20 protein-coding genes are annotated in these 22,725 nt (G+C 46.1%); 12 read left to right on the forward strand and 8 right to left on the reverse strand.

The annotated features are described in order from the left end of the window. Positions 1-48: 48 nt before the first annotated feature. Positions 49-1,761, reverse strand: a complete 1,713-nt coding sequence (locus PSE7367_RS10340) for a DUF1565 domain-containing protein (protein ID WP_015165295.1) — start codon at positions 1,759-1,761, stop codon at positions 49-51. A gap of 559 nt (positions 1,762-2,320) precedes the next feature. Between PSE7367_RS10340 and PSE7367_RS10345 the strand changes: the two genes are divergently transcribed. Beyond that, complete coding sequence (locus PSE7367_RS10345; protein WP_015165296.1) at positions 2,321-3,517, forward strand: mandelate racemase/muconate lactonizing enzyme family protein; 1,197 nt, start codon at positions 2,321-2,323, stop codon at positions 3,515-3,517. A gap of 67 nt (positions 3,518-3,584) precedes the next feature. On the opposite strand, the gene PSE7367_RS10350 is transcribed toward PSE7367_RS10345, so the two are convergent. The 7 genes from PSE7367_RS10350 to PSE7367_RS10380 form a co-directional block, all read right to left on the reverse strand. Continuing rightward, a complete protein-coding gene (locus PSE7367_RS10350; RefSeq protein ID WP_015165297.1) occupies positions 3,585-4,247 on the reverse strand; it encodes a HupE/UreJ family protein in 663 nt (220 codons plus the stop codon). 119 nt (positions 4,248-4,366) lie between these two features. Beyond that, a complete protein-coding gene (locus PSE7367_RS10355) occupies positions 4,367-4,738 on the reverse strand; it encodes a nitrile hydratase accessory protein (RefSeq protein WP_015165298.1) in 372 nt (123 codons plus the stop codon). A gap of 72 nt (positions 4,739-4,810) precedes the next feature. Further along, positions 4,811-5,437 carry a nitrile hydratase subunit alpha gene (gene nthA / locus PSE7367_RS10360; protein ID WP_015165299.1) on the reverse strand — a complete coding sequence of 209 codons (627 nt, stop codon included), beginning with the start codon at positions 5,435-5,437 and terminating at the stop codon, positions 4,811-4,813. 73 nt (positions 5,438-5,510) lie between these two features. Continuing rightward, positions 5,511-6,257 (reverse strand): nitrile hydratase subunit beta, encoded by a 747-nt coding sequence (nthB, locus tag PSE7367_RS10365; RefSeq protein WP_015165300.1) that lies wholly within the window; start codon positions 6,255-6,257, stop codon positions 5,511-5,513. Positions 6,258-6,355: 98 nt separating this feature from the next. Continuing rightward, on the reverse strand, positions 6,356-7,336 hold the full coding sequence (locus PSE7367_RS10370) for a CobW family GTP-binding protein (protein WP_015165301.1): 981 nt from the start codon (positions 7,334-7,336) through the stop codon (positions 6,356-6,358). Between the two features lie 31 nt (positions 7,337-7,367). Beyond that, complete coding sequence (locus PSE7367_RS10375) at positions 7,368-8,318, reverse strand: formylglycine-generating enzyme family protein (protein ID WP_015165302.1); 951 nt, start codon at positions 8,316-8,318, stop codon at positions 7,368-7,370. Between the two features lie 396 nt (positions 8,319-8,714). Continuing rightward, positions 8,715-10,052, reverse strand: a complete 1,338-nt coding sequence (locus PSE7367_RS10380) for an ATP-binding protein (RefSeq protein ID WP_015165303.1) — start codon at positions 10,050-10,052, stop codon at positions 8,715-8,717. 536 nt (positions 10,053-10,588) lie between these two features. Between PSE7367_RS10380 and PSE7367_RS10385 the strand changes: the two genes are divergently transcribed. From PSE7367_RS10385 to PSE7367_RS20410, 11 genes are all read left to right on the forward strand, one after another. Next, positions 10,589-11,146 (forward strand): Pvc16 family protein, encoded by a 558-nt coding sequence (locus PSE7367_RS10385; protein WP_225882708.1) that lies wholly within the window; start codon positions 10,589-10,591, stop codon positions 11,144-11,146. A gap of 23 nt (positions 11,147-11,169) precedes the next feature. Then, the gene (locus tag PSE7367_RS10390; RefSeq protein ID WP_015165305.1) at positions 11,170-12,471 is read left to right on the forward strand and encodes a hypothetical protein; all 1,302 of its coding nucleotides are present in this window, start codon (positions 11,170-11,172) and stop codon (positions 12,469-12,471) included. Positions 12,472-12,489: 18 nt separating this feature from the next. Further along, positions 12,490-13,995 carry a phage tail sheath family protein gene (locus PSE7367_RS10395; protein ID WP_015165306.1) on the forward strand — a complete coding sequence of 502 codons (1,506 nt, stop codon included), beginning with the start codon at positions 12,490-12,492 and terminating at the stop codon, positions 13,993-13,995. 117 nt (positions 13,996-14,112) lie between these two features. Continuing rightward, complete coding sequence (locus PSE7367_RS10400) at positions 14,113-14,544, forward strand: phage tail protein (RefSeq protein WP_015165307.1); 432 nt, start codon at positions 14,113-14,115, stop codon at positions 14,542-14,544. A gap of 22 nt (positions 14,545-14,566) precedes the next feature. Beyond that, complete coding sequence (locus PSE7367_RS10405; protein ID WP_015165308.1) at positions 14,567-15,043, forward strand: phage tail protein; 477 nt, start codon at positions 14,567-14,569, stop codon at positions 15,041-15,043. 94 nt (positions 15,044-15,137) lie between these two features. Then, positions 15,138-15,314 carry a DUF5908 family protein gene (locus tag PSE7367_RS22420; protein WP_015165309.1) on the forward strand — a complete coding sequence of 59 codons (177 nt, stop codon included), beginning with the start codon at positions 15,138-15,140 and terminating at the stop codon, positions 15,312-15,314. A 56-nt stretch (positions 15,315-15,370) separates the two neighbouring features. Beyond that, positions 15,371-16,078 (forward strand): CIS tube protein, encoded by a 708-nt coding sequence (locus PSE7367_RS10410; RefSeq protein ID WP_015165310.1) that lies wholly within the window; start codon positions 15,371-15,373, stop codon positions 16,076-16,078. Positions 16,079-16,104: 26 nt separating this feature from the next. Then, positions 16,105-17,880, forward strand: coding sequence for a type VI secretion system tip protein VgrG (gene vgrG / locus PSE7367_RS10415; RefSeq protein ID WP_015165311.1), 1,776 nt, complete (start codon positions 16,105-16,107; stop codon positions 17,878-17,880). Between the two features lie 44 nt (positions 17,881-17,924). Next, positions 17,925-18,227 (forward strand): PAAR domain-containing protein, encoded by a 303-nt coding sequence (locus PSE7367_RS21185; RefSeq protein WP_015165312.1) that lies wholly within the window; start codon positions 17,925-17,927, stop codon positions 18,225-18,227. A gap of 6 nt (positions 18,228-18,233) precedes the next feature. Then, entirely contained in the window at positions 18,234-18,650 is a 417-nt protein-coding gene (locus PSE7367_RS10425) for a GPW/gp25 family protein (protein ID WP_015165313.1), read from the forward strand. 11 nt (positions 18,651-18,661) lie between these two features. After that, positions 18,662-22,723: a baseplate J/gp47 family protein gene (locus tag PSE7367_RS20410; RefSeq protein ID WP_015165314.1), complete on the forward strand. Its 4,062-nt coding sequence runs from the start codon at positions 18,662-18,664 to the stop codon at positions 22,721-22,723. Positions 22,724-22,725 lie beyond the last annotated feature (2 nt).

The raw sequence follows: 22,725 nt of genomic DNA on the forward strand, positions 1-22,725 counted from the left end.
CTCTGAAAACTCTGGAAACTCTGAAAACTCTGGAAACTCTGAAACTTGCTATTGGCCAGCAATGAAATTAGAAGGAATTGGATCAACCTTGCCCCGCACTAACATTGCTTGATAAACCATCGCCGCCACCTCAGCCCGGGTAGCCGATCGCAATGGTTGTAATTGGCGCTTATTGGGATAGGCGATTACCAGCTTATTACCCACCGCCGCCGCGATCGGTTGCACTGCCCATTCTGGAATCTGGCCTGCATCCGTGAACAGGTTGGGCAAATTGCCACCGCCACCGCCTTGTAACTGCCAGCCATTTACTAGCGCCAGCAGGATTTCCATCCGCGACACATTGGCATTTGGCCGAAAAGTGCCATTGCCATAGCCAGATAAAAAGCCCTTTGCACTGGCTTCCGCGATCGCCACTGCGCCCCAATAGCCACTCGGCACATCATTAAAACTAAACTTTGGTCTGATCGCTGGCTTGACGGGGAAGGCTTTATTTAAGATCGCTGCAAACTGAGCCCTGGTGACGGGTTCATCCGGCTTAAACATGCCATTGCCAAACCCGCTAATAATGCCCTGTTCCGCCATTGCGGTGATATAAGACTCTGCCCAATGACCACCAATATCCACCAGAACGCCTGGGGTGACAGGAATATCGATCGCTGGGGGTGGCGTGATCGGTGCTGCCGCTGCCACCAGTTCAACGGGGCCAGAAATACGGTTGCGATCGACTTCGTTCCCAACTGCTACCACCTTGAGATCGGAGGCATTATTAATATCTTTTTTGCGATTGTTTGTAATGATGTTTTGGCCAGGGCTGTTCGTCGTGCCCAGGTCAGGGATCGGCTGGCCGTTGCGGGTCTTTAGGATCACCACGCCATCTTCGGTGTTATTGGAAATCAAATTACCGCGCAACACTGGCGTAACCGCATCGGACATGACAATGCCGGAGCGATTCTGGATGATCCGGTTTTTAGACAACGTGACCTTGGATTTTTGAGCGATCGTCAGGCCAAAGCCAGTATCCTCAAAGGTATTCTCGCGGATTTCGCCAGTGCTGGTGCCCAGGGCAGTCATGCCATTAGCCTTGTTCTTGGTAAATATATTGCCAGCCACCAAGGCCATCGCATCACCGGTTAAAAACACACCATCATGGGAATTGTTAGTAAAGGTATTATTGGCGATCGTCACATTTTTGCCCGATTCCACCCACAACCCATAGCCCCGTGAATTGCTATTAGTAATCGTTACGCCACCGATATGGGCATTATTCGCCGCCAGGATCGCAATATTTTGCCGTGCAAAAGTAGGACTAATGAACATGCCGCCGCCGCTGATCACAATGCCGCTACCTTTGCGATTGCCATTGCCCTGGAGTCTGATCCCACGCTGGAGCTTGAGTGGGAATTGCTCGCCGGTTGCCTCGCTATAGGTGCCTGGGGCAAGCTGAATCACCGTACCAGGAGTCAGGCTGGTAGAAAGAGCAGCGGTAATACTGCGAAGTGGTTGCCCTTGACTACCAGCACCAGGTACATCTTGGCCATTGGGTGCCACATAAATTACTTGCTGGCTTTGCTGAGCAATCTGGAGCGGTTGATTGCTGGGATCTTGATTGCCAAGTTCGATCGCCTCAAGTCCTGAGTTATCGTAGCTGTTGGCGGCGATCGCCATTTGAGCTCCACCCATCCGAGTTAGCAGCGGATATGCCAATGGAGCGCCGAGGCTGGCGAGGGCAAGTAGTGTGATTGTTCCCCGAAGTTGTTTCATAGCTCCTATTTCCCGTAAATAATTCCTGCGATTCTACCTTCAAAACTGACGTAAGCAATTATGATTAGGTTTCTTAAGTTTTGTTCATTAATATGGATTTTCTGATTTTGGCCGATTGAGATCGATTGAGATTGATGAGATCTAATTCATATCTTAATCAATTTGGCTAGATTGGCTTAATCTCCAGGGTAGTCCTGCATATGTTATTGGCATCTAGACAAGGGAGCGAGACAAGCTTAAGAGTCTTTTGCTAAAAATTCTTACTTCTACAGCGCTACGATCTCTAGAGGCATAATTGCTCGATGCTTTAAAGCAACAGTCTCTTATACCATTGATTCCGTATTTTTGCTTAGCCGTAAGGGCAAAGGTCAAAAGATAGAAAATTACATGAGTCAAGATAGCAAAGTCAGAATTTTACTTTTACACCCATTCAGGGGTAATCATAGCGATCGTTGCTGTCTTCGATCTCATCAGCCTAGATCAAGAAATAGAGATGTAATAATAACTATGACAAGGCTAGCCAGATAGTTGCGATCGATTAAGTAACTGAAATCCAGTTTTGAAAATTGCCACCATAGACCTGCTTCCCTTTGAATTGCCCTTGCACCAGCCGCTTCAAACTGCCTTGGGGCAAATTAAAACCCGATCGGGATTTTTAATTAAAGTTGGCGATCACGATGGCAATGTGGGGATCGGTGAGGCTACGCCCCTGGCTGGGTTTGGCATGGAGAGCTTGAGCCAGACTAAGATCGCATTGCAACAAATGCAGCCGAGTCTGCTGGGGCAAGAAATTGCTAAGATCAGGGCGATCGCTTGTTTGCTCACTAATTTTCAATGCTATCCCGCCGCCATGCATGGGATGGAGTTGGCATTGCTAGACTTACTGGCGATCAATCAAGACCTATCCCTGGCGGAACTGCTGGCAGAGGAAGCACCAACTAGATCAAAAATCAAGGTAAATGCTTTGATCGGCATGGGATCGGTGGAGATGGCAGCCGCTCAGGCTAAAAATATATGCGATCGCGGTTATGACTGTATCAAGATCAAGGTAGGCAATTCAACCCAAATCAAGCGACCTAATCAAGCGACCGATCAAACCATTACTAATGCTGCTAATTATTCTGAAGTAGAGCGACCCAATAATTTTTTGACTGATTATGAGCGGATTAAGGCCGTCCGAAAAGTTTGCGGCGATCGGGTACAAATTCGCATCGATCCAAATCAGTCCTGGCAACTAGAGGAAGCGATCGCTAATTTAACTAAGCTAGCACCGCTGGAAATTGAATATGCCGAGCAACCGATCGATCGCCATGACTTAGCTGGAATGGCCAAGCTTAAAAACGCTGTGGATATACCGATCGCGGCCGATGAAGCGGTAAGCAGTTTAAAGGATCTCGATCGCCTGATTGGTGCTCAAGCTGCCGATATTGTGATCCTCAAACCAATGGCGATCGGCGGGCTCTGGTCAGCCAAGCAAGCAGCAGATCTAGCGATTGCAGCAGGTCTAGAGGTGGTGATTACTACCACGATCGATGGCGCGATCGCTCAACAAGGGGCAATACACCTGGCGGCGGCGATTCTTCATTTAACCAGTACCAGTACCAGAGCTTGTGGATTGGCAACGCATGGGCTGCTAGCTCACAATTTAGTGGCGCAGGAGGTAATCGATCGGTTAATGCCAGTGTATGGAAAAGTAGAATTGGGCGATCGCCCTGGATTAGGGATATCACCCACCGAGTTAATGTCTTATGTCTGATGACGCAGCGATAGTCTGGCTTGCCAGAATTAAAACCAGAATTAAAACCACAAATCGCTACAATTAATTAACTCAACACCACACTACTTAGCAATGCTGCCCCAGCTCCACAGATTGCAAAGCCGATAAAGCGTAGGTGTAATAATCCCTGGGCTGCTCTGCTTTTTACCCAGAATTTGCCTAGCTTCCAGGCGGCCAGACTGATGAACAACTGGATTCCGGCAAACCCCAGCAAATAAGCAAACAATGGTGTCATTTCTGCACCTACAATTGCTTCACCGTAGGCATAGCCATGAAAGATCCCAGCGATCGCTGCCAATCCAGCCACAATCAGTAAATTAGAGCGTAGGCCAGCCGCTAAAATCGCACCTAATAAAAGTACAGAAACAGAAATGATCGTTTCTGGGGCTGGTAAATCTAAAGCCATTAAATGTAACCCAGTGCCGAGCAGGGATGCCACTACAAAGGCGATCGGCAATGTTACACCTTTTTTAATTAATACACCCACACAACCAATCGCAATCACAAACAGAAGATGATCAACCCCAACCACAGGGTGGCCGAGGCCGGATAAAAAGCCCTCAAATGCGTTGGCTGGAACACTGCCGCCAAAGGGGTGATGGGCATAGGCAGGCAATGCCATAAAAACTAGCCCAGCGATCGCTAAGCCTGAAATACTCAATGTCTGGAACGATATTTTAGACAGGGGAGTCGCAGTTGATTGCTTCATAGGTATAATTTCCTCAAAACGGATTTGGCTTGATGTGTTCAATTTCTAAGGCAGTTCCGATCTAGATTTACTAGATTTACTAGATTTTAAGGGTGTTTCTGGTTTCAGATTAAGTTAAGTTAAGTATTGTTAGCTGGAGCAGGCATTTCTTTGCAGTGTAGAATTTGGGCGAGTTGCGCTTCCAATTCGTCTGAGCCAATTACGCCTGATTCAAGCGCAAGTTTCTCCAGGGCGGTTAACCAGCACTGATAATAGTCCCACTCTGGGTCATCCAGCGCATGGCTGTTTTCCCATTCAGCGATCGTGGTGATTAGCATCTGGCGAAAATCTTCCCACTCATAGTGCCCCTGTTTAGATAGGGCGATCGCTACGGCAAAGGCGATCTTTTCCCAATCGCGGTCAAACTGCAGATGGCCATCCTGGCGGGGTGGAGCCTCTTCTGGAGAGCCCATCAAACTAGTGGCTGCAAAATGCTCAAATTTCGTAAACATATTTCATCTATTTTCATCTATGTATGTGGATACGCTGCAAAAGTAGCTCACCAACCAAACCTTAGCTAGTGGCTATACCTTCACGGTGGCCACCCCCATCATTGCTTCGGGAGTCAATAATTTAGCTAGCTCAGCTTCACTCATGCCCTCTGTACCGGCGGGACGCATCGGTAATACCCACCAGCGAATCTGGGCACTACTATCCCAAACCTTGATCATGACCGATTCATCCAGCTCCACGCCAAATTCAGATAAGACCACCCTCGGCTCACGTACCACCCGTGCCCGAAAAGTGGGGTCTTTGAACCAATAGGGCGGTAGGCCAAGAGTTGGCCAGGGATAACAGGAACAGAGGGTACAGACAATTACGTTATGCACCTCTGGGGTGTTCTCCACAATTCGCATGTGCTCACCTTCTGCACCAGACATGCCTTGAGGCAGAAAGTCTAAGGACTCACAGGCGGCATTGCAGTCGGTTAATAATAGTTCCTTGAAATCCGGGTCAACCCATGCTTTTGCCACAATCTTAGCGCCATTGAATGGCCCCATTTCGGTCTCGAAATAGCCCAGAATCTTATCAACGGTTTTGCCGGTAATAATTCCTTTTTCAATTAACAGCGACTCCAATGCTTTTACCTTGGCGGCACTGAAAGTCTCACGATCGCCACTATATTTAAATCCTGGATAGTTACTTGGCATAATCCTCTCTCTTTTTAATCTGGCTCAATCCGATTCAATCCGATTCTCTGAAACAGCTTTGCTTTTACGACGTTCAAGCAGCCTCTAAATAAACTTCAAAGATGTCGTTGTAATACACTGACTTGGGATCGATCAGGGATTCATGCCAGAGATCCTCCGGCTTAAACGCCAGGCTATATACTGGCATCGGTGTACCAAGACCATCCGCAGTGGGGAAGAAATAGGTAAATGCGCCTTCATACACAAGCACTACTTTTGCCACTCGACCTCTGAGGTTGCCAGGCAATCGACTATGGTCAGCGGGAGATACATTCTTGACCCTGACTTGATCGCCAACCTTAAATTTAGGTGGATTGGGGTATGGTCTGAGGGGGGAATCGCCTTCCCGCAGATATTTATCTACCTGAGTATCGATCGCGGTATCACCACCAATGGGCAATGGCGCGGCAGCTTTGGCACTATCGGCTAAAAATTCCGCAGTGCGGGTATCTAGCTCTTCCTGGGTGATATAACCCTCTTCTACAAAGAAGCCAGAAATGCCACCTAACCACTTTTCGTAATAGCGCAGCCGAAAATATTCAAAGGGATGCATTCCTTCTGCACCCATGCGCAGATGCCCCCAACTCCAAAAGCTTTTGAAGGTGGTAGGCACTTGATCGATCTGATAATCTGGGATCGCTTCATCGAGGTGATTGCTGAGTGCCATCATGGCGGTATGAATGCCAAAGATCCGCTTTTCCCAGGGCTCAACAAAGACTTTTACTTCGGTGTTAATTGGATCTAATCCTTCCAGACCACCAAGGTTGTGCTGTAATTTCATCGGTTTGACTTGTATACTAAGGGATTAAAATTTTAGATCGGCATAATTCTGAGCAGAAAAGGCGATTCTTCGCGATATCGCTATCTCGATCGGTATGATCAAGAATGAACAAACGTTTTAGCCATGCAACTTTGGAATCCTTCCTTCAGTTCGGCTTCGTTCAGGTTTCTGCCAATAAAAACCAGTTCATTGCGACGAGTCTCGCCCGATCGCCAAGGCTTGCCAGGTCGTCCGTCCAGGGTCATATGTACACCCTGAAACACAAAGCGACGATCGGCATTATCTAGATTCAAAATTCCTTTCATTCTAAAAATATCGGCTCCACGAGCCTGAATTAATTGATAGAGCCAGCGATTAAGCTTGTCACCATCAACTGCACCTGGTTCCGTAATTGCGATCGAATAGACCGATTCATCATGTTCGTGGGCAGATTCATGCAGGAATTCTGGATCGATACTCAGGGCATTCTTTAAATCAAATGCCTGCACACCCAGTAATCGATTCAAGTCCAGATCGCAATTCTGGGTCTGGTAAATTTTGGCGATCGCATTCAGCCCCCGCACTTTTTGCGCCAGTGACTGTCTCACCTCAGCAGCGACCAGATCGGTTTTATTGAGCAGAATTACATCGGCAAAAGCGATCTGCTCCTGGGCTTCGCTGCTATCCCAGTGATCCCAGATGTGCTTGGCATCTACCACCGTTACCACCGCATCCAGCTGAGTTTGTCGTAACAACACCTCATCCGTGAAAAAAGACTGAATTACTGGCGCGGGATCGGCTAGTCCAGTGGTTTCAATTACCAGATGATCAAATTGCTCGCGCCGTTCCATCAAATTACTGATGATCCGAATCAAGTCACCTCGGACGGTGCAGCAAATGCAGCCATTATTCATCTCAAAAATTTCTTCGTCAGCATCAATCACCAACTGATGATCAATGCCTACCTCGCCAAACTCATTCACAATCACCGCAATCCGCTGATCATGCTCTTCGGTGAGAATGCGATTTAGCAAAGTTGTTTTGCCAGCGCCCAAATATCCCGTAAGTACAGTGACCGGAACTTTCTGAATTAATGCCATTAGCTTGCTCTTTCTCCCTTTACTAACTGAGTTAGGCCACCACCACCCTGAAACCGATCGTGCGGTTCAAGGCAGTCTCTAGATAACCAGAACGGCTGGCTGAGCGGATTCGGTTTGGGGTATCTAGCCAGCCACCGCCGCGAACTGTGCGTAGTTGTGAGCGTTGGTTTCTTGTCCATGCCTGCCCGTGGTTAGGGGCTCCTCGATAGTTAGCATGCCAGCTATCAGCACACCACTCCCAGACATTGCCATGCATGTCATACAGGCCAAAAGCATTGGCTGAGAAGCTGCCTACAGGTGTGGTTGATTGGCGATAAGTACCGCTATGCTCGGCTTTATAGGTATAGGTGCCAACATAATCAGCAAACTGACTGGAAATTGTTTCGCCCACGTGGAAGGGAGTTTTGGTGCCAGCGCGACAGGCGTATTCCCATTGCGATTCACTCGGCAGTTGATAATGACGGTTGGTGGAATGGCTAAGGCGATCGCAAAACTCCACTGCATCTAGCCAGGATATATTCTCAACCGGTAGATTATGCCCCTGGAAGTAGGAAGGCGTAGGGTCAAGTTCTCGATTCACTCTCGGCAATGCTGCCACCGCCGACCACTGGGCTTGGGTGATTGGATATTTACTCATCAAAAAAGGTGATAGTTTAACGCGATGGCGAGGGAATTCAACACCTCTAGCATCGGTTTCCGTTGGTACTGCTCCCATCAGGAATTGCCCTGGTTCGATCGCCACCATTTCCAAAGCTGTAGCACCATCAAGAGATTCCGATAAGAACTTCGCAATATGCTTTTGACGTTGCTTGATTCTGCCAGTGCGATCGATCGTAGTAACATCAAACGCGAACGTTTTTAAATTGCCAAGCTGCTGACCTTCTAATTTCCCAGGAGCAATGGCAAATGCGCGATCGTGGGCTGCTACCAGAAATCCCACACTACCTAAACCCGCATATTGGAAAAAACGTCTTCGCTTCATTACCGCATCACCTCTTATTAAATTTAGACATGATAGAACTGAGAAGGGAGATTGACAGCATGGAGCTTAGCGATCCCTTCAAGCTATTTGATATATTCTCTGAATCCGTGGCTTTGCCCTGGATAGGAAGCCTCAAACTGGACTAATTCAGAAAAGAATTAAGATAAACACGAACCCTGACACAATCATTACAAGAACTTGAATAGCTAGTTAACAGTTACTTTTCTTGATTGATATACAAAGAGTAAATCGGAATCTTCCGATAGATTTTGTATCCATGAGCACAAATTAGCTTTTGCTTCATAAAACGCAAATATTGCGCTGATTCGCAACATTTTTATTGAATATTCCCGCGATCGCATGGATATGCAACTAGATTGGATAAAGTCAAAGACATCAAGTAAATATTTTCCCAACTTTGTTAAACTCCCGCTTGATCGCATAGGACAGACCATCTTTATAAATTACATGCTTCCCATGCTTTAAGGCTTGCAGACAACAATACTGCACTACATTCATAATATCAGCTCCAGACAATTCATATAGATCTGCTAATTCCTGAAAATCGATCGCTTTATCCAATCTCACTTGTTGAGGAAACATAAGTTGCCATAGCCGCAGTCTTGCTTTGGCATCAGGCATTGGAAAGTGGATGATAGATTGGAATCTACGCACAAAAGCATCATCAATGTTACTTTTCAAGTTTGAGGCGAGGATAACAAGCCCATCATAGTTTTCAACCCTCTGTAGGAGATAGCTTATTTCTTGATTTGCGTATTTGTCATGGGCATCCCTAACATTTGTTCGCTTACCGAATAGCGCATCTGCCTCATCGAAGAATAATATCCAGTCCTTACTTTCAGCTTTGGTAAAGAGGGCAGCTAAGTTTTTTTCTGTTTCCCCGATAAACTTTGAGACCACCATAGATACATCTACTTTGTAGACTTCTTTATTCGTATATTTCCCCAGAAGACATGCTGTCAGAGTTTTCCCAGTCCCTGGAGAACCATAAAAGAGCGCCCGATAACCCCGGTTTAAATTACGTTTCATGCCCCATTCATTGAGAAGAGTTGGGCTATGAATAATCCAGGTTTCAAGATCGTAAATCTGCTCAAGCGTCTGAGCATTTAATACTAAATCGTCCCACTGCATATTAGTGGTAATGCGCTGCGCTGGGAACTGGGTATTGAAATGGGGTGGAGTCACATAACCGTAAATGAACAAATTGACGTATTCCTGAGATAAGACAAGACGGCCACTCATCAGCGGTTCTCCGTTTGTCGGAGCATAAATGGATAAAACTTGTTTTCTTACAAAAAGATGGTTAGGGCTAAATATTTTTTGAAAGCGGATACGATCGCTCAGTTGTGTTCCGCCTAGAATAAACAGTACCGTATCCCCTGTTGGTAAAAATCCCCTATGTGAGACCCCACGACATCCTCCTATTTGAGGATAGTCACCTGCTTCCGGTAATTGAGCAGTAATCGCACGATCGAAAAAATCAGGTTGTAGATGGGGAGCTAATGCAATGATTAGGGTTAGTTGTGCAAAGATATCTAATTGATAAGCTTCAATAAACTTAGATAGAGCTGTTTCCTGTGCCAACCAATCTAGGGGCGGTTTAGGCAGCATTTCTCCCACGTGAGGATTAGTTGCGAAATAGGATTCAATACGCCACTGGATAACCTGCGATAGATATCGAAGTGCGCTCTGAAGAGTGGGGACTTCAATCATACTTCAGTATCTTGGGTTGGCATTGGGTGAGGCAATGACTGAAACTTAGCTGGAAGTAGTAGTTTAGCCATGTGGGTACTTGGCTGAGAGTAAAATAACATCAGGCTTTTACAAAATCGGCGCAATAGAGCTATAACAGCATCCCCTGCTCAAACAGGAAAAGCTTGGGGAGCAAGACTTTAATTCTTTTCATGAATTTTATTTGCGAACTTGCATGTATATTGCTGATCCTTTACAAACATTAAACTTTTGTTTTGATTTCCAACATCTTATGTTGATTCAAAATTATATCTTGAAAGAATATTAAAAAAGAGATAGTTTAAATTTGTGCCCATATACATAATACATATTGTAACTATAGTGACGGATTAACATCAGTTTGAGCTCAGGGAAAAAAGAGCATTATTCAAGAGATGTTTAGAAAATATAATCGCGGATGAATAGGACTAATAAGCTCTGCTAGTGAATGATCGAGAATAACAATTGCTATATTCCTGAGACAATTTTGGCGAATGATTTATGATGCCTTAAAGCTAATGCAAGTTGCATTGCAGAATTACATCAAAGAGGTTGAGCAAACTCTGGATTCGAGTCAAGACATTGTCATTCTGGATAATATTGCAATGGCTGAGGAATTGGGAGGAAATCGTAGCAATATGAATGAACGTATTGTTATGAGTCTGGTTAACTTGGAAGAAGAGACAACGTTAAAAAACTCCCCTAACTACCATATGGTAAATGGACGCACAATCTATCAAAATCCGCCGATCAGCCTCAATTTATTTGTTCTATTTTCAGTCCTTCACAGCGAACAATATGATACGGCGCTGAAGCGGCTGGCCAGAGTCATAGAGTTCTTTCAATGGCAAAGGGAGTTTTCGTTCACAACCACACCGGGACCAAATGGCCTTTCTAAAGATGTTCGGGTCTTGCCCGATCTTTACACCCTCACTTTTGATCAACTCAATCATTTGTGGGGGGCATTGGGAGGTAAACAGGTGCCATTCGTGATGTACCGAACTCGCATGGTAATGCTAGATGCCCAGAAACTTCAGTCTGAAGGTGAGCCAATTAGAGAAAGGGTACTTAAGTAAACTGTTGCGGATGCATCTCAGTCATGAATGTCTCATTCAAGCCAATTCTTCGCCTGGAAATCTGGCACGATTACTATCTTGGTCAACTTGATGGATTGGACACTCTGCCGGCCAACTACGATATTTCAGAGGCGATCGCCCTGATCCCCACATTTCACTGTCAGCATGTGCTGCGAAATTTGCGTTGGCTTTTTCGCCCCCAGCCCTACGGCGCTACATTACTAGCTCATATTGATGCCACTGAAGATACGCATGCTAACTCTGAAACAACAGAAACAACAGGGCTAATACCTATTGTCCCAATTGATCCAAACACCAAATTAACGTTTTGGTTGGTGGTGCGCGATCGTAATTTTGCCAACTATACCAATCTATCTCTGGATTCTTCCGGTGAGCGGATCTACTACTTTTCAAACCAGTGGGGAAACAGGTCAGGCGATCGCCTCTTTTTGACTCAACCACTCCAGTCTTACCAAGCTGGGGCGGAATATCCGTTGGGGCATTTGGTGATTTACCGTAATGGGCAGGAAAATATAACGCTGGAAGCTTCTCGATACCAAGCATCGGCAAGTCAAACCCCCAAGCTGAGCAATAGCAAGGAACTTGACCACAATTCCAACTTGGATGAGGCTAATCTCTCATCAAGCGATGCGGGGGAATGGAACCAGCTACCCAGTAGCCAGTATGTATCAACCAAAGATCACCTACCCCAGCAGGGCTTGTCCTACAAACAGTTCAGTTCTGGCGATAATATTCAGTTTTCATTAGTCAATCTGAATGGACAGGAAACATTCTCTCTGGCGATTCAGGTTCCTAAAGGTCATCCGGCGGGTGCAGCACTACCCATAAACCTGGACTTTACTGGGCAAGATCCTGGCTTCTATCGACTCCTGCTCAATAGCGATCAGATCGATCAATTTATTCTTTGCAATCCAATGGTCAGCCATGATGCTTTTGCCCTGATCGAGCTTTCCTTCAATCCATCCATATTGACATCTCCCTTTCGGCTCCTGGACCAAGAGACGCTTCACCCCAAAACCTATAGCATTCGTTTCAGAAACCGAGCAACCCATTGGCGTTATCACTACGATCGCCCACACGGTTTTACCATAGATAGTCTGCCCAGCAACCTCCAACTGATTGATGACAAAACCTATGTCACCAAACATCCTATTGGTCTTTGTCAACAGCCCAAACAACTTTTTACCGATGGCAACAGCAAAAAACTGCCAGCACCGCGCATGGCCACGATCAAACCGCTGATCGAATCGATACCCAATGGTAGCCGCAACATTACGGCAATTTTTTCAGATATCTACCTATAACCTAGCGAGTCACCTATTATGCCCAGCACCTATAAAACTCCAGGCGTTTACATTCAGGAAATTTCCAAGTTTCCCCCTTCAGTTGCTGAAGTTGAAACAGCCATACCTGCTTTCATTGGCTATACCCAAAAGGCAGTATTAAAAGGCATTGATCAATATGCCCAGAAAAAAAATCCAACCCCCACTGATGGCGGAGATCCTGTTACAGATACTGAAGATCCTGTTGCAGGTACGAATCCAATAATAGTAAGGATCTCATCTTTACTAGAATATGAGCAATTTTTTGGTAAGGCTGAGAATGAGCAAGGGATTGAGGTGAATGTGAGCGCAAGTGGAGAGGTGAGCGCAACGATCGACAATCCCTCACCCCATAACATGTATTATTCTCTCCAAGCCTATTTCGCCAACGGAGGAGGTCCCTGCTACATTGTCTCCATTGGCAAAACTTCTAGTAGTGCGATCGAGCAATCTGCATTAGCCAAGGGGCTTCAGGAGATTGAGCGAGAAGATGAAGTTACCCTGATTGTCTTACCAGAGAGTCTATCCCTCCAGATTGCAGAATCTGCGAGTCTTTATGATACAGCACTGAAACAATGCGATAAGTTGCAGGATCGCTTTGTAGTCATGGATGCCAAGCTGGATGCCCCTAGCGTTAGCATATTTAATGCCGCAGAGAGCTTTCGCAACGCAGGCATTGGTATTAATAATTTGAAGTATGGTGCAGCCTATGGCCCCCGCCTCGAAACTATTTTTGACTATGCCTATGCCGAAACAGACGTTAAGGTGATTGTGCCGGCGCTAAAAACAGAAAATGGGAAAGATATCCCGAATCCAGATGCAGAGCCGATCGAAAAGAACATGAGTGAGATCAATCCGACGACCACTAAAGATACCAAATATGGGCAATATTATCCCCAAGTGAAACAGGCCATTGGCAGTATTCCCGTGGTGTTGCCTGCAGCTCCCATTGTAGTCGGCGTTTATGCCGCTGTGGACAGCACGCGTGGGGTTTGGAAAGCGCCTGCCAATGTCAGCCTGAGTTCAGTCATTGGTCCCACCAGGAAAATCAGCAGTGAGGAGCAGGAAAACCTCAATCTTGATACTACAGGTAAGTCAATTAATGCGATTCGAGCTTTTACAGGAAAAGGAACCTTGATCTGGGGCGCGCGCACGCTGGCGGGTAATGATAATGAATGGCGTTATATCCCAGTGCGACGTTTTTTCAATATGGCTGAGGAGTCAATTAAGAAAGCCACTGAACAGTTTGTCTTCGAGCCAAACGATGCTAACACCTGGATCAAAGTGAAAGCGATGATCGAGAACTTCTTAACTCTGCAATGGCGAACCGGTGCACTGGCTGGAGCAAAGCCTGACCAGGCGTTCTATGTCAAAATTGGACTCAATGAGACCATGACTGCTTTAGATATTCTCGAAGGCCGTATGATTGTTGAAATTGGGATGGCAGTTGTGCGTCCAGCGGAATTTATCGTCCTTATGTTCTCCCACAAAATGCAAGAAAGTTGATCGCAATATTATTTGCTCTATATTACATCAACCTTACACAGTGTGTATTAGGGTGCGTATCACTTAATAAAATTCATCCTCATCTACTTATTCAATTCACTAACCCATCAAATTGTTATGGCCGAATATCCTTTACCCAAATTTCATTTCCAGGTTGAATGGGGTGGCTCCCGCCTGGGATTTACAGAAGTGTCCGGATTGGACATCGAGACAGAAGTAATCGAATATCGAGAAGGTAACATGCCGGAATACCATTCTCTTAAAATGCCAGGACGGCAAAAGTTCGGCAACATCACGATGAAGCGAGGAACCTTCAAAGGTGATGGTGATTTTGTTAAGTGGTGGAACACTGTTGCATTAAACACCATTGAGCGGCGCGATCTCACAGTCAGTTTGTTAAATGAGGCTCATGAGCCAGTGGTGGCATGGAAGATTAAGGCGGCATGGCCAATTAAAGTCCAATCGACAGATCTCAAGGGTGATGGTAACGAAGCCGCGATCGAGACTATTGAGATTGCCCATGAAGGCTTGAATGTTGAGTATATTTAAACCACTGTGCCAGTCCTGAATTATGCGAACTTATCCTCCCGTTAGTTTCTTTTTTGAAGTGGTATTTCAGGGTGAGAACCTGGATAAGGAGATCGTGGAAACACGTTTTCAGAGTGTCACTGGTCTGACAGCAGAGCTACAAACCGAGACATTAAAAGAGGGCGGTGAAAATCGCTTTGAGCATATTTTACCCACCCGAGCAAAATATAATCCCTTGGTATTGAAACGTGGACTAGTTAAGGATTCAAAAATGGTGCAGTGGTGTGCTGATGCCATTCTCAACCTTGATATTCGACCGATGGACTTACTCGTGAATCTGCTACATATCGACCGATCGAGTAGTTCAAAGTCACCTTCCAGGATTGAACCCTTAATGAGCTGGAAGGTCATCAATGCATGGCCGCGCAAGTGGTCTGTATCAGAATTTGATGCCGAGAAATCATCTGTGGCAATTGAGTCGCTGGAGCTGAATTACCAGTATTTTGAAACATTGAGATAAGAAAATCGGTTTGAAATCAAGTTGAATAACTCGGTAGACTTTCAGGGCTATCTTCTTGGGAAAAACCTACAAAAAATGGACTACTGGAGGAGCAATGCCCCTAGAAATTAGAGAGCTGGTGATTAGAACTACTGTGGCAAGCGATCGTAATCAAGCGCCAGGCAATTCGATTGTTACAAATGACAATCTGAGTGAGGCTGATCAAGCTGCGATCGTTACTGCTTGTGTTGACCAGGTGCTATATATTCTCCAGTCTCGCTCTGAGCGATAGTAATATATTTTAAGATGTGAGATTTGCGATTTGAAATACTGCGTTTTGAGGCAACTATGACAGGTGAATTAATCAAGGTCGAAATCCGTGCTTTCAAGGATAAAAGCTTCAGTCAACCCTTGGGCAAATTCGAGTTGCCAGTTAATCCCGAGCAATTTTCTCAATCGTTTAGGGTAGCTTACGATCAACAACAAGCTGCTGGATCACAGGGCACCGATCCAGAGTATAAAGCTACAAAGCCTGAAGAATTAGTGCTTAACTTTACGTTTGACGGTACGGGAGTCTTGCCTGTAAAAATCAAACCTAAAACCTTTCACAAAGATGTAAACAGTCAAGTGGAAGAACTGCTAAAGGTGGTTTACCTCATGAACAGTGAAACCCACAAACCTAACTTTTTGCGATTGTTATGGGGAAATGCTTCATTTGGCGATCAAAATAGCTTTGACTGCCTCCTGAAGGATCTCACCATTGATTACACAATGTTTGCAACAGATGGTAAGCCCTTACGAGCTAAGCTCAAGGGTACGTTTATCAGCTACGTCGAAACGAAAAGGCGGATTCGGGAGGAGGGGAAAAGATCCCCTGATGTTACCCATGTGCGTACTGTGAAAGCAAGAGATTCATTACCATTGATGACCCAGCGCATTTATGGCGATCAGTCCTACTACTTGCAAGTGGCAAAAGTCAATGGTCTGGTAAACTTCCGACGATTAAAGCCAACCACTGACCTGCAATTCCCACCAATTGATAAAACATTAGTCTAGCCCAGTTTAATCCAGGCTCTTGTCCTATGACCAGTCGCATCATTCCTTGTAACTCAGTCTACGAAACTGCTACCTTCAAAATCCTCTCAGACGGTAAGGACATCACCTACGACTATGCGGTGCTCTCTCTATCTATTAATCGGGAGGTAAATCGGCTTCCCTCTGCTCGTATCATATTCAGTGATGGCTCTGCTGCGGCAGAGACCTTCTCCGCCAGTGAGGGTAATGATTTGATCCCTGGCAAGAAGCTGGAAATTGCCCTGGGCTATGATGGCAACGATAAAACTGTCTTTAAGGGCATTGTAATCAAGCATGGCTTGAAAGTAGGAGCCAATGGTGATTCCCTACTTATAATTGAGTGTAAGGATGTTGCTGTTGGCTTAACCATTAGTCGCCACAGCCGCTATTTCAAAGATGTGAAGGACAGTGATGCGATCGCAACTATTCTCAAAGGCTATGCTCAACTTTCTACAAAATTAGAGGCTACCAGCGTTAAGCACTCTGAGATCGTACAGTATTACACAACTGACTGGGACTTTATCCTGTCGCGCGCGGATATGAATGGGCAAATCGTATTAGTCAAAGATGGCACCTTCAAAGCTAAATCTCCTGCTACCAGCGGCTCACCTCTAATCACCCTCACCTATGGTGCCAACATCCTGGAAATAGAAACAGAAATGGATGCCCGTCATCAATATGAGGCAGTTAATGCTAAATCCTGGAACTATACCAATCAAGCTTTACTTGAAGTAACTGGAAAGGAACCCCCCGTTAACAAACAGGGTAACCTATCAGGCAATAAACTTGCTCAGGTAAGCGAGGTGAAGGAACTAGGATTATGCCACGGGGAATTGGTAAATACTCAGGAGCTACAGGCGTGGGCTAATGCGCAAATGCAGAAGAGTCGGTTGAGTAAAATCCAGGGACGCATTAAGACTAAAGGTTTCCAGGATGCCCAGCCTGATAGTTTAATCCAATTGGAGGGTATGGGTGCACGCTTCAATGGCTTGGCCTATGTGGCGGGTGTACGCCACGAACTAAATGGTGGAATCTGGCGTACCCACTTGAAGATTGGCCTCAGACATCAATGGTTTTATAAGGAAGAAGACCTGATTGAGCGTCCTGCCTCTGGACTCCTGCCTGGGGTAAGTGGATTGCAAATTGGTGTTGCAATTCAGCTACAGGATGACCCTAGCCAAGAAGATCGTGTCTTAGTGAAGATGCCCATTGTTGATCACAAATCAGCTAATGGTGTGTGGGCAAGGGTTGCTACTCTTGATGCTGGCAATAAGCGAGGTTCTTTCTTTCGCCCTGAAATTGGAGATGAAGTTGTGCTGGGATTCATCAATGATGACCCACGTCACCCGGTGATTTTGGGAATGCTCAACAGTAGCCAGAAAACAGCGCCATTGATTGCAAAGGATACTAACCATGAAAAGGGTTTTGTCACGCGTTCTGGGATGAGGGTTTGGTTTGATGATGAGAAAAAGATCATGACGCTGGAAACCCCTGCGGGCAACAAGGTGGTGATTTCTGATCAAGACAAAGGGATTACTCTCTGTGATCAAACTCAAAATACTGTGGTGCTAGGTGACGGTGGCATTAGTTTAAAAAGTCCCAAAGATATTGTGATTGAAGCCACTGGGAAACTTATTCTCAAAGCTACTCAGGATGTCAGTTTGGATGGCTTAAATGTCAATGTTAAGGCAAATGCCCAGTTCAAGGCTCAAGGCAGTGCTGGAGCAGAGGTTTCAACGAGTGCGATCGCCATCCTGAAAGGTTCTCTTGTTCGTATTAATTAGTGTTCATCTACTTACTATTTATCGTAACCAGGAGGAATTTTCCGATGGGAAAACCAGCCGCCCGAATTAACGACATGCACTTATGCCCAATGCAAACGCCGGGGACACCGCCCATTCCCCATGTGGGTGGACCAATTATAGGACCAGGGGTGCCGACTGTTCTCATCGCCGGAATGCCAGCCGCCGTCTTCGGTGATAGCTGTACTTGTACAGGCCCACCAGACAGCATTGTGCTTGGCTCTACTACCGTATTGATTGGTGGAAAACCCGCTGCTCGCATCGGTGATACCACTGCCCACGGTGGATCGATTGTGCTGGGTGCGCCAACCGTTCTCATTGGAGGCTAGAGTACCATGATTGATAGCGATCAAAACTTTTTAGGCAGAGGATGGAGCTTTCCCCCCACCTTTAATAAAATAACTCGCCAGGTGCAGCAGGTAAGTGGCGCACAGGACATCCGTGAAAGTCTGGGTATCTTATTATCCACTAGTATTGGCGAGCGTGTCATGCAACCCACCTATGGCTGCGATCTCTCAGAGCTAATGTTTGAGCCTCTCACACCTACTGCCAGCAGCAGTATTAAGGAATTGATCCGCACAGCGATTCTCTACCATGAACCCCGCATTAAACTTGATGCGATTGATTTGCGGCTTGATCATCACTTAGAAGGAGTTGTAAACATCCGCATTGACTATACAGTACTCAGCACTAATTCTAGGTTCAGTTTTGTCTATCCCTTCTATTTCCAAGAAGGTATCGGTTTAGTATGAGTAGGGTTGAAATGAGTACACCAGAGCCGAAAAATCCATTAATTCGAGATGGGGTTGCCCAGCCGCAGCGACAAGTGCCTGCTCTGGAGCCGACATATATCCAGGTTGACGAAAAAGACTTGGCCGATGCCCTGGTTTTTGCCCATGATTTGAGCGATCGCATCATTTACTATAATCAAAATAATCAAACTGATGGCAACTGGCGCGCATTTTTTGAACGTAGTGCTGCGGTACAAATTGCTCGCATTAGCAAAACCCGCCCAGAGATTATCCGCGAACAGTATAATCGCGCCCTCGAAGACTTGCTCAAACATTGGGTGTTCATACCAGCAATTTCGCCCGCCTTGCCTGCAACCCAATTGGATAAATTGGAAGCGTTATTTGATATCTATGCACAATCACTGGATAACCTTCATACTTGGTATCAAAGTTTAACTAGCGGTTCTATCAAAGCGACCCTCAAAGCTAGTGTTAAAGGAAATTTGCCCACTCCACTGAGAAGCCTATATCTCTTAGAGCAAGGCTTAAGCCAAAATCGCCAAGCATGCTCCTGGCTCAGACAACCGATTTATCAGAAATTAGCAGAGACTTTTGGTCAAAATGTAATTCCATCGATCGACCAGCGTTTGTCTCCCATGACCTCAGGAAATCATGCTCTAGCCCTTGAAATTAGACGTTCACTTGCCGATCTAGAAACAGCCAAGGCAGAGTTAGATGGGATTTTCCAACCAATTTATCAGATCTATTTGCAAATTATCGAACTTGCTCCCCAAGCTTTATCCGAAAGTCTTTATGCTGGACAGAGTCTACCACCCCATCTTGCGCTTTATGTAGCGTTCTGGGAGGTGCTAAAACCAGCACGGGCAGACCTCAATCGCATGACCCAGCGTCATCTAGACTTTTTCTACCGTAACCTATTGCGCTTTTCAGAACAGCCAGCCCAGCCTGATAAAGCCCACCTGATTTTGAGGCTAGAAAAATTTCAGCAAGACCATCGGCTTCATAGTCAGACTCAGTTTACTGCTGGTACTGATGCTACTGGAGCAGATCTGCACTATACCCTCAATGAAGAGATCGTGGTGAATCGGGCTGAAGTTGCCGAGATCAAGGGTCTTTTTCTGCACCATTCAGACGATCGAGAAATGCTGGGGGTGCATGCATCACCGATCGCTAATTCTTTTGACGGCGCAGGCGTGGAATTCCCTAGGGATCAAGTTTTGCAAGCCTGGCTTCCCTTTGGCGATCGCACTCGACCCACTGCCGCCCTAGGACTGGCAATTGCGTCCAATATTTTCTTGCTGAAGGAAGGCGATCGCACTCTCATTTTTGCCCTTACCCTGAGCTGCCCCGTTCCGCCTGGACAATCAGTCGTCACCATTACTGACATTACTGACCGAGTTGTCAACCCTGCCTTACGGATTGAGTTTAGTGGCAAAACAAAATGGATTAGCGGCACAATCCGCAACCTATCTTTTACCCCGGTAAACGAAGCAACCCAGGAATATACGCTTGAAGTAACCGTTGAGCTGCCAATTAATGAAGAACCTATCGTGCCCTATCATAGCAATCTTCCTGGTGGAAAGTTAGCTACTAAAAGACCCGTCGCCCGCCTGCTAATCCAATCGCCTGCGGAAGATACAATTTTTGCCGAGGGTGAGGCTCAAAACAATTGGTATAAACAGTTATATCAAGCACAGCTAAAGGCGATCGCCCTCACGGTTCGAGTTAAAGGTGTCCACTCCCTCCTACTGCAAAACGATATAGCCATTTTAGAAACCACCCAACCCTTCCTCCCCTTTGGCTCTCAGCCTAAAGTTGGCGCAAATTTCTACATCGGTAGCTCCGAAGCCTTTCAGAATTCGCTCACCGAACTTAAACTATGCTTTGAACTAGAGACAGCCCCCCCCACCGATTGGGCAGAAATTTACGCTGCCTACGGCATAGATTACAGCTTTAACCCTGGTAAAATTGCCATCCAAGCCTTAAGAGAACGACAATGGCACCCAATGCCTGCCATCAACGGTCACCTGTTCTCTCAGCCAGGGGAGAACCCACGCACCTATATTATTGATCTGACAGAGCAAACCAACGATTTAAACCTCCATCACTTTGTTGTTGAACAACCTGAAAATGCTACATTCCTACAGCCCTGGACTTATGAAAGTCAATCCGGCTTTTTGCGATTTCAGCTCATCGGTAACGATTTCCACCATGCCGACTATCCATTAGTATTGGCTCGCCAGGTTATGGCAACTGCTACCCAAGGAATTATGGAAGTTACCGCAATAGATATTGATGCCCAAGCTAAAGCAAGAGCAGAGGTGGCATCGGCTCAGGCTAGTTTGACTGCGATCGTTCTAACTCAAACCGAGGCGATCGCCGCAGTAGCCCAGGCAAGGGCTGAATTCAACCAGGTCAAAGTTGAGCAGGCTCAGGCAAGGCTAGCCACTATTTCTGTGCAGGTTGAAGCTGCTCAGGGGAGATTAGCTGTGGCCAGAGCAGCAGAAACAGCAAGTAACCAACCAGTAGTGAAACGTCGAAAGCGCAAAGCGGTTCCTGGTGCCTACTACCGACGGAATGACAAATCTATCATTAAAGCAACCACTGATACAGTGGAGTTGGATGCCATGCCGATGCTGCCGGAAGAACCCTATACGCCGATCATCAAGTCCTTACAGCTCGACTACACAGCGATCGCCACCCAAAAAGACTGTCAACTGTTCCATCTTCATCCTTTCGATGGTGTTGCTATTTTGCCCAATATCCTGTCTCCTCCTGCGGCGATTGCCCAGCCGATTCCCCTGCTGCCACAATATACAAATGAAGGAGAATTGCTGATCGGGCTGCAAAACCTGGAACCGTTAACCACATTATCTTTGCTGTTTCAAGTTGTTGGCGAAACCGCCGATACTGATCTGGAAAGAACCACAGTGACGTGGCATTACCTCAAAAACAATCACTGGCAACGCTTTGATGATCATCTGATTCTCCAAGACAGATCCAATGGCTTAATTCAGTCTGGCATCGTGAAACTTGCCATTCCAGCAGACATCAGCCACGAGCATACCACCATCCTTACTCCCGACCTGGATTGGATTAAAGCCAGCGTTGCAGAACGCAGCCGGGCGATCGGCCATATTCTCAGCATCCAGGCACAAGCTGCCGAAGTTACCTTTACCGACGCAGATAATGATCCTAACCATCTCGCTAGTCCATTACCCGCTGATAGCATTACCAAATTTGTTGACCCACCCCCAGAGATAAAACAAGTTCAACAGCCATATCCCTCATTTGGTGGCCAGATCAAAGAGCAACCCACTCACTTTTACACTCGTGTAAGTGAACACTTGCGCCACAAGGGAAGAGCTATTAACATTTTTGACTATGAGCATTTGGTGCTCGAGCGTTTCCCCGAGATCTATAAGGTGCGCTGTATTAACCATAGTCATCTCAACAATGAGGCTCGTCTCTATGAAGTGTCACCTGGCTACGTCACGCTGGCTGTAATTCCAGCACTTTCGCACAAGCCTAACCTTGATCAACTCAAGCCCAAAGTCAATATCAATCTCCTGGATGAAATTGAGCAATATCTGCGATCGCTCAGTTCGCCCTGGGCACATATTCAGGTTATAAATCCCCAGTATGAAGAGATCAGAGTCAGCTTTAGGGTGAAGTTCAAATCCCCCTTCCATGCCAACTTTTCTTTTTACAGGCATAAACTTGAGCAAGCAATCATTAGTTTTTTGTCTCCTTGGACCATCCACGGACAAGCCGAGATCCATTTTGGTGGCGAAATTTATCGTTCTTCTATTATTAAATTCGTTGAGGAACAGACCTATGTTGACTATGTGCTGAATTTCCAGTTGTATCAAGGAGAAGAAGATCTCGACAGGACTAAGGTGGCAGCTAAAGCAGCCCATTCCATCCTTGTGTCAGTTCCTTTTTCTGGCAAGAATGCAGGCCATAGAATCATGCCAGTCATGCTGTCCCAAACGGATAACGAACAAATGGGAGAACCCCCCAGAAACGAATTAGGCTATGCCCCCTTGTCACAAATGACGTTAGGTGAATGAAC

The organism is Pseudanabaena sp. PCC 7367 (genome assembly GCF_000317065.1).
Taxonomy (GTDB): domain Bacteria; phylum Cyanobacteriota; class Cyanobacteriia; order Pseudanabaenales; family Pseudanabaenaceae; genus Thalassoporum; species Thalassoporum mexicanum.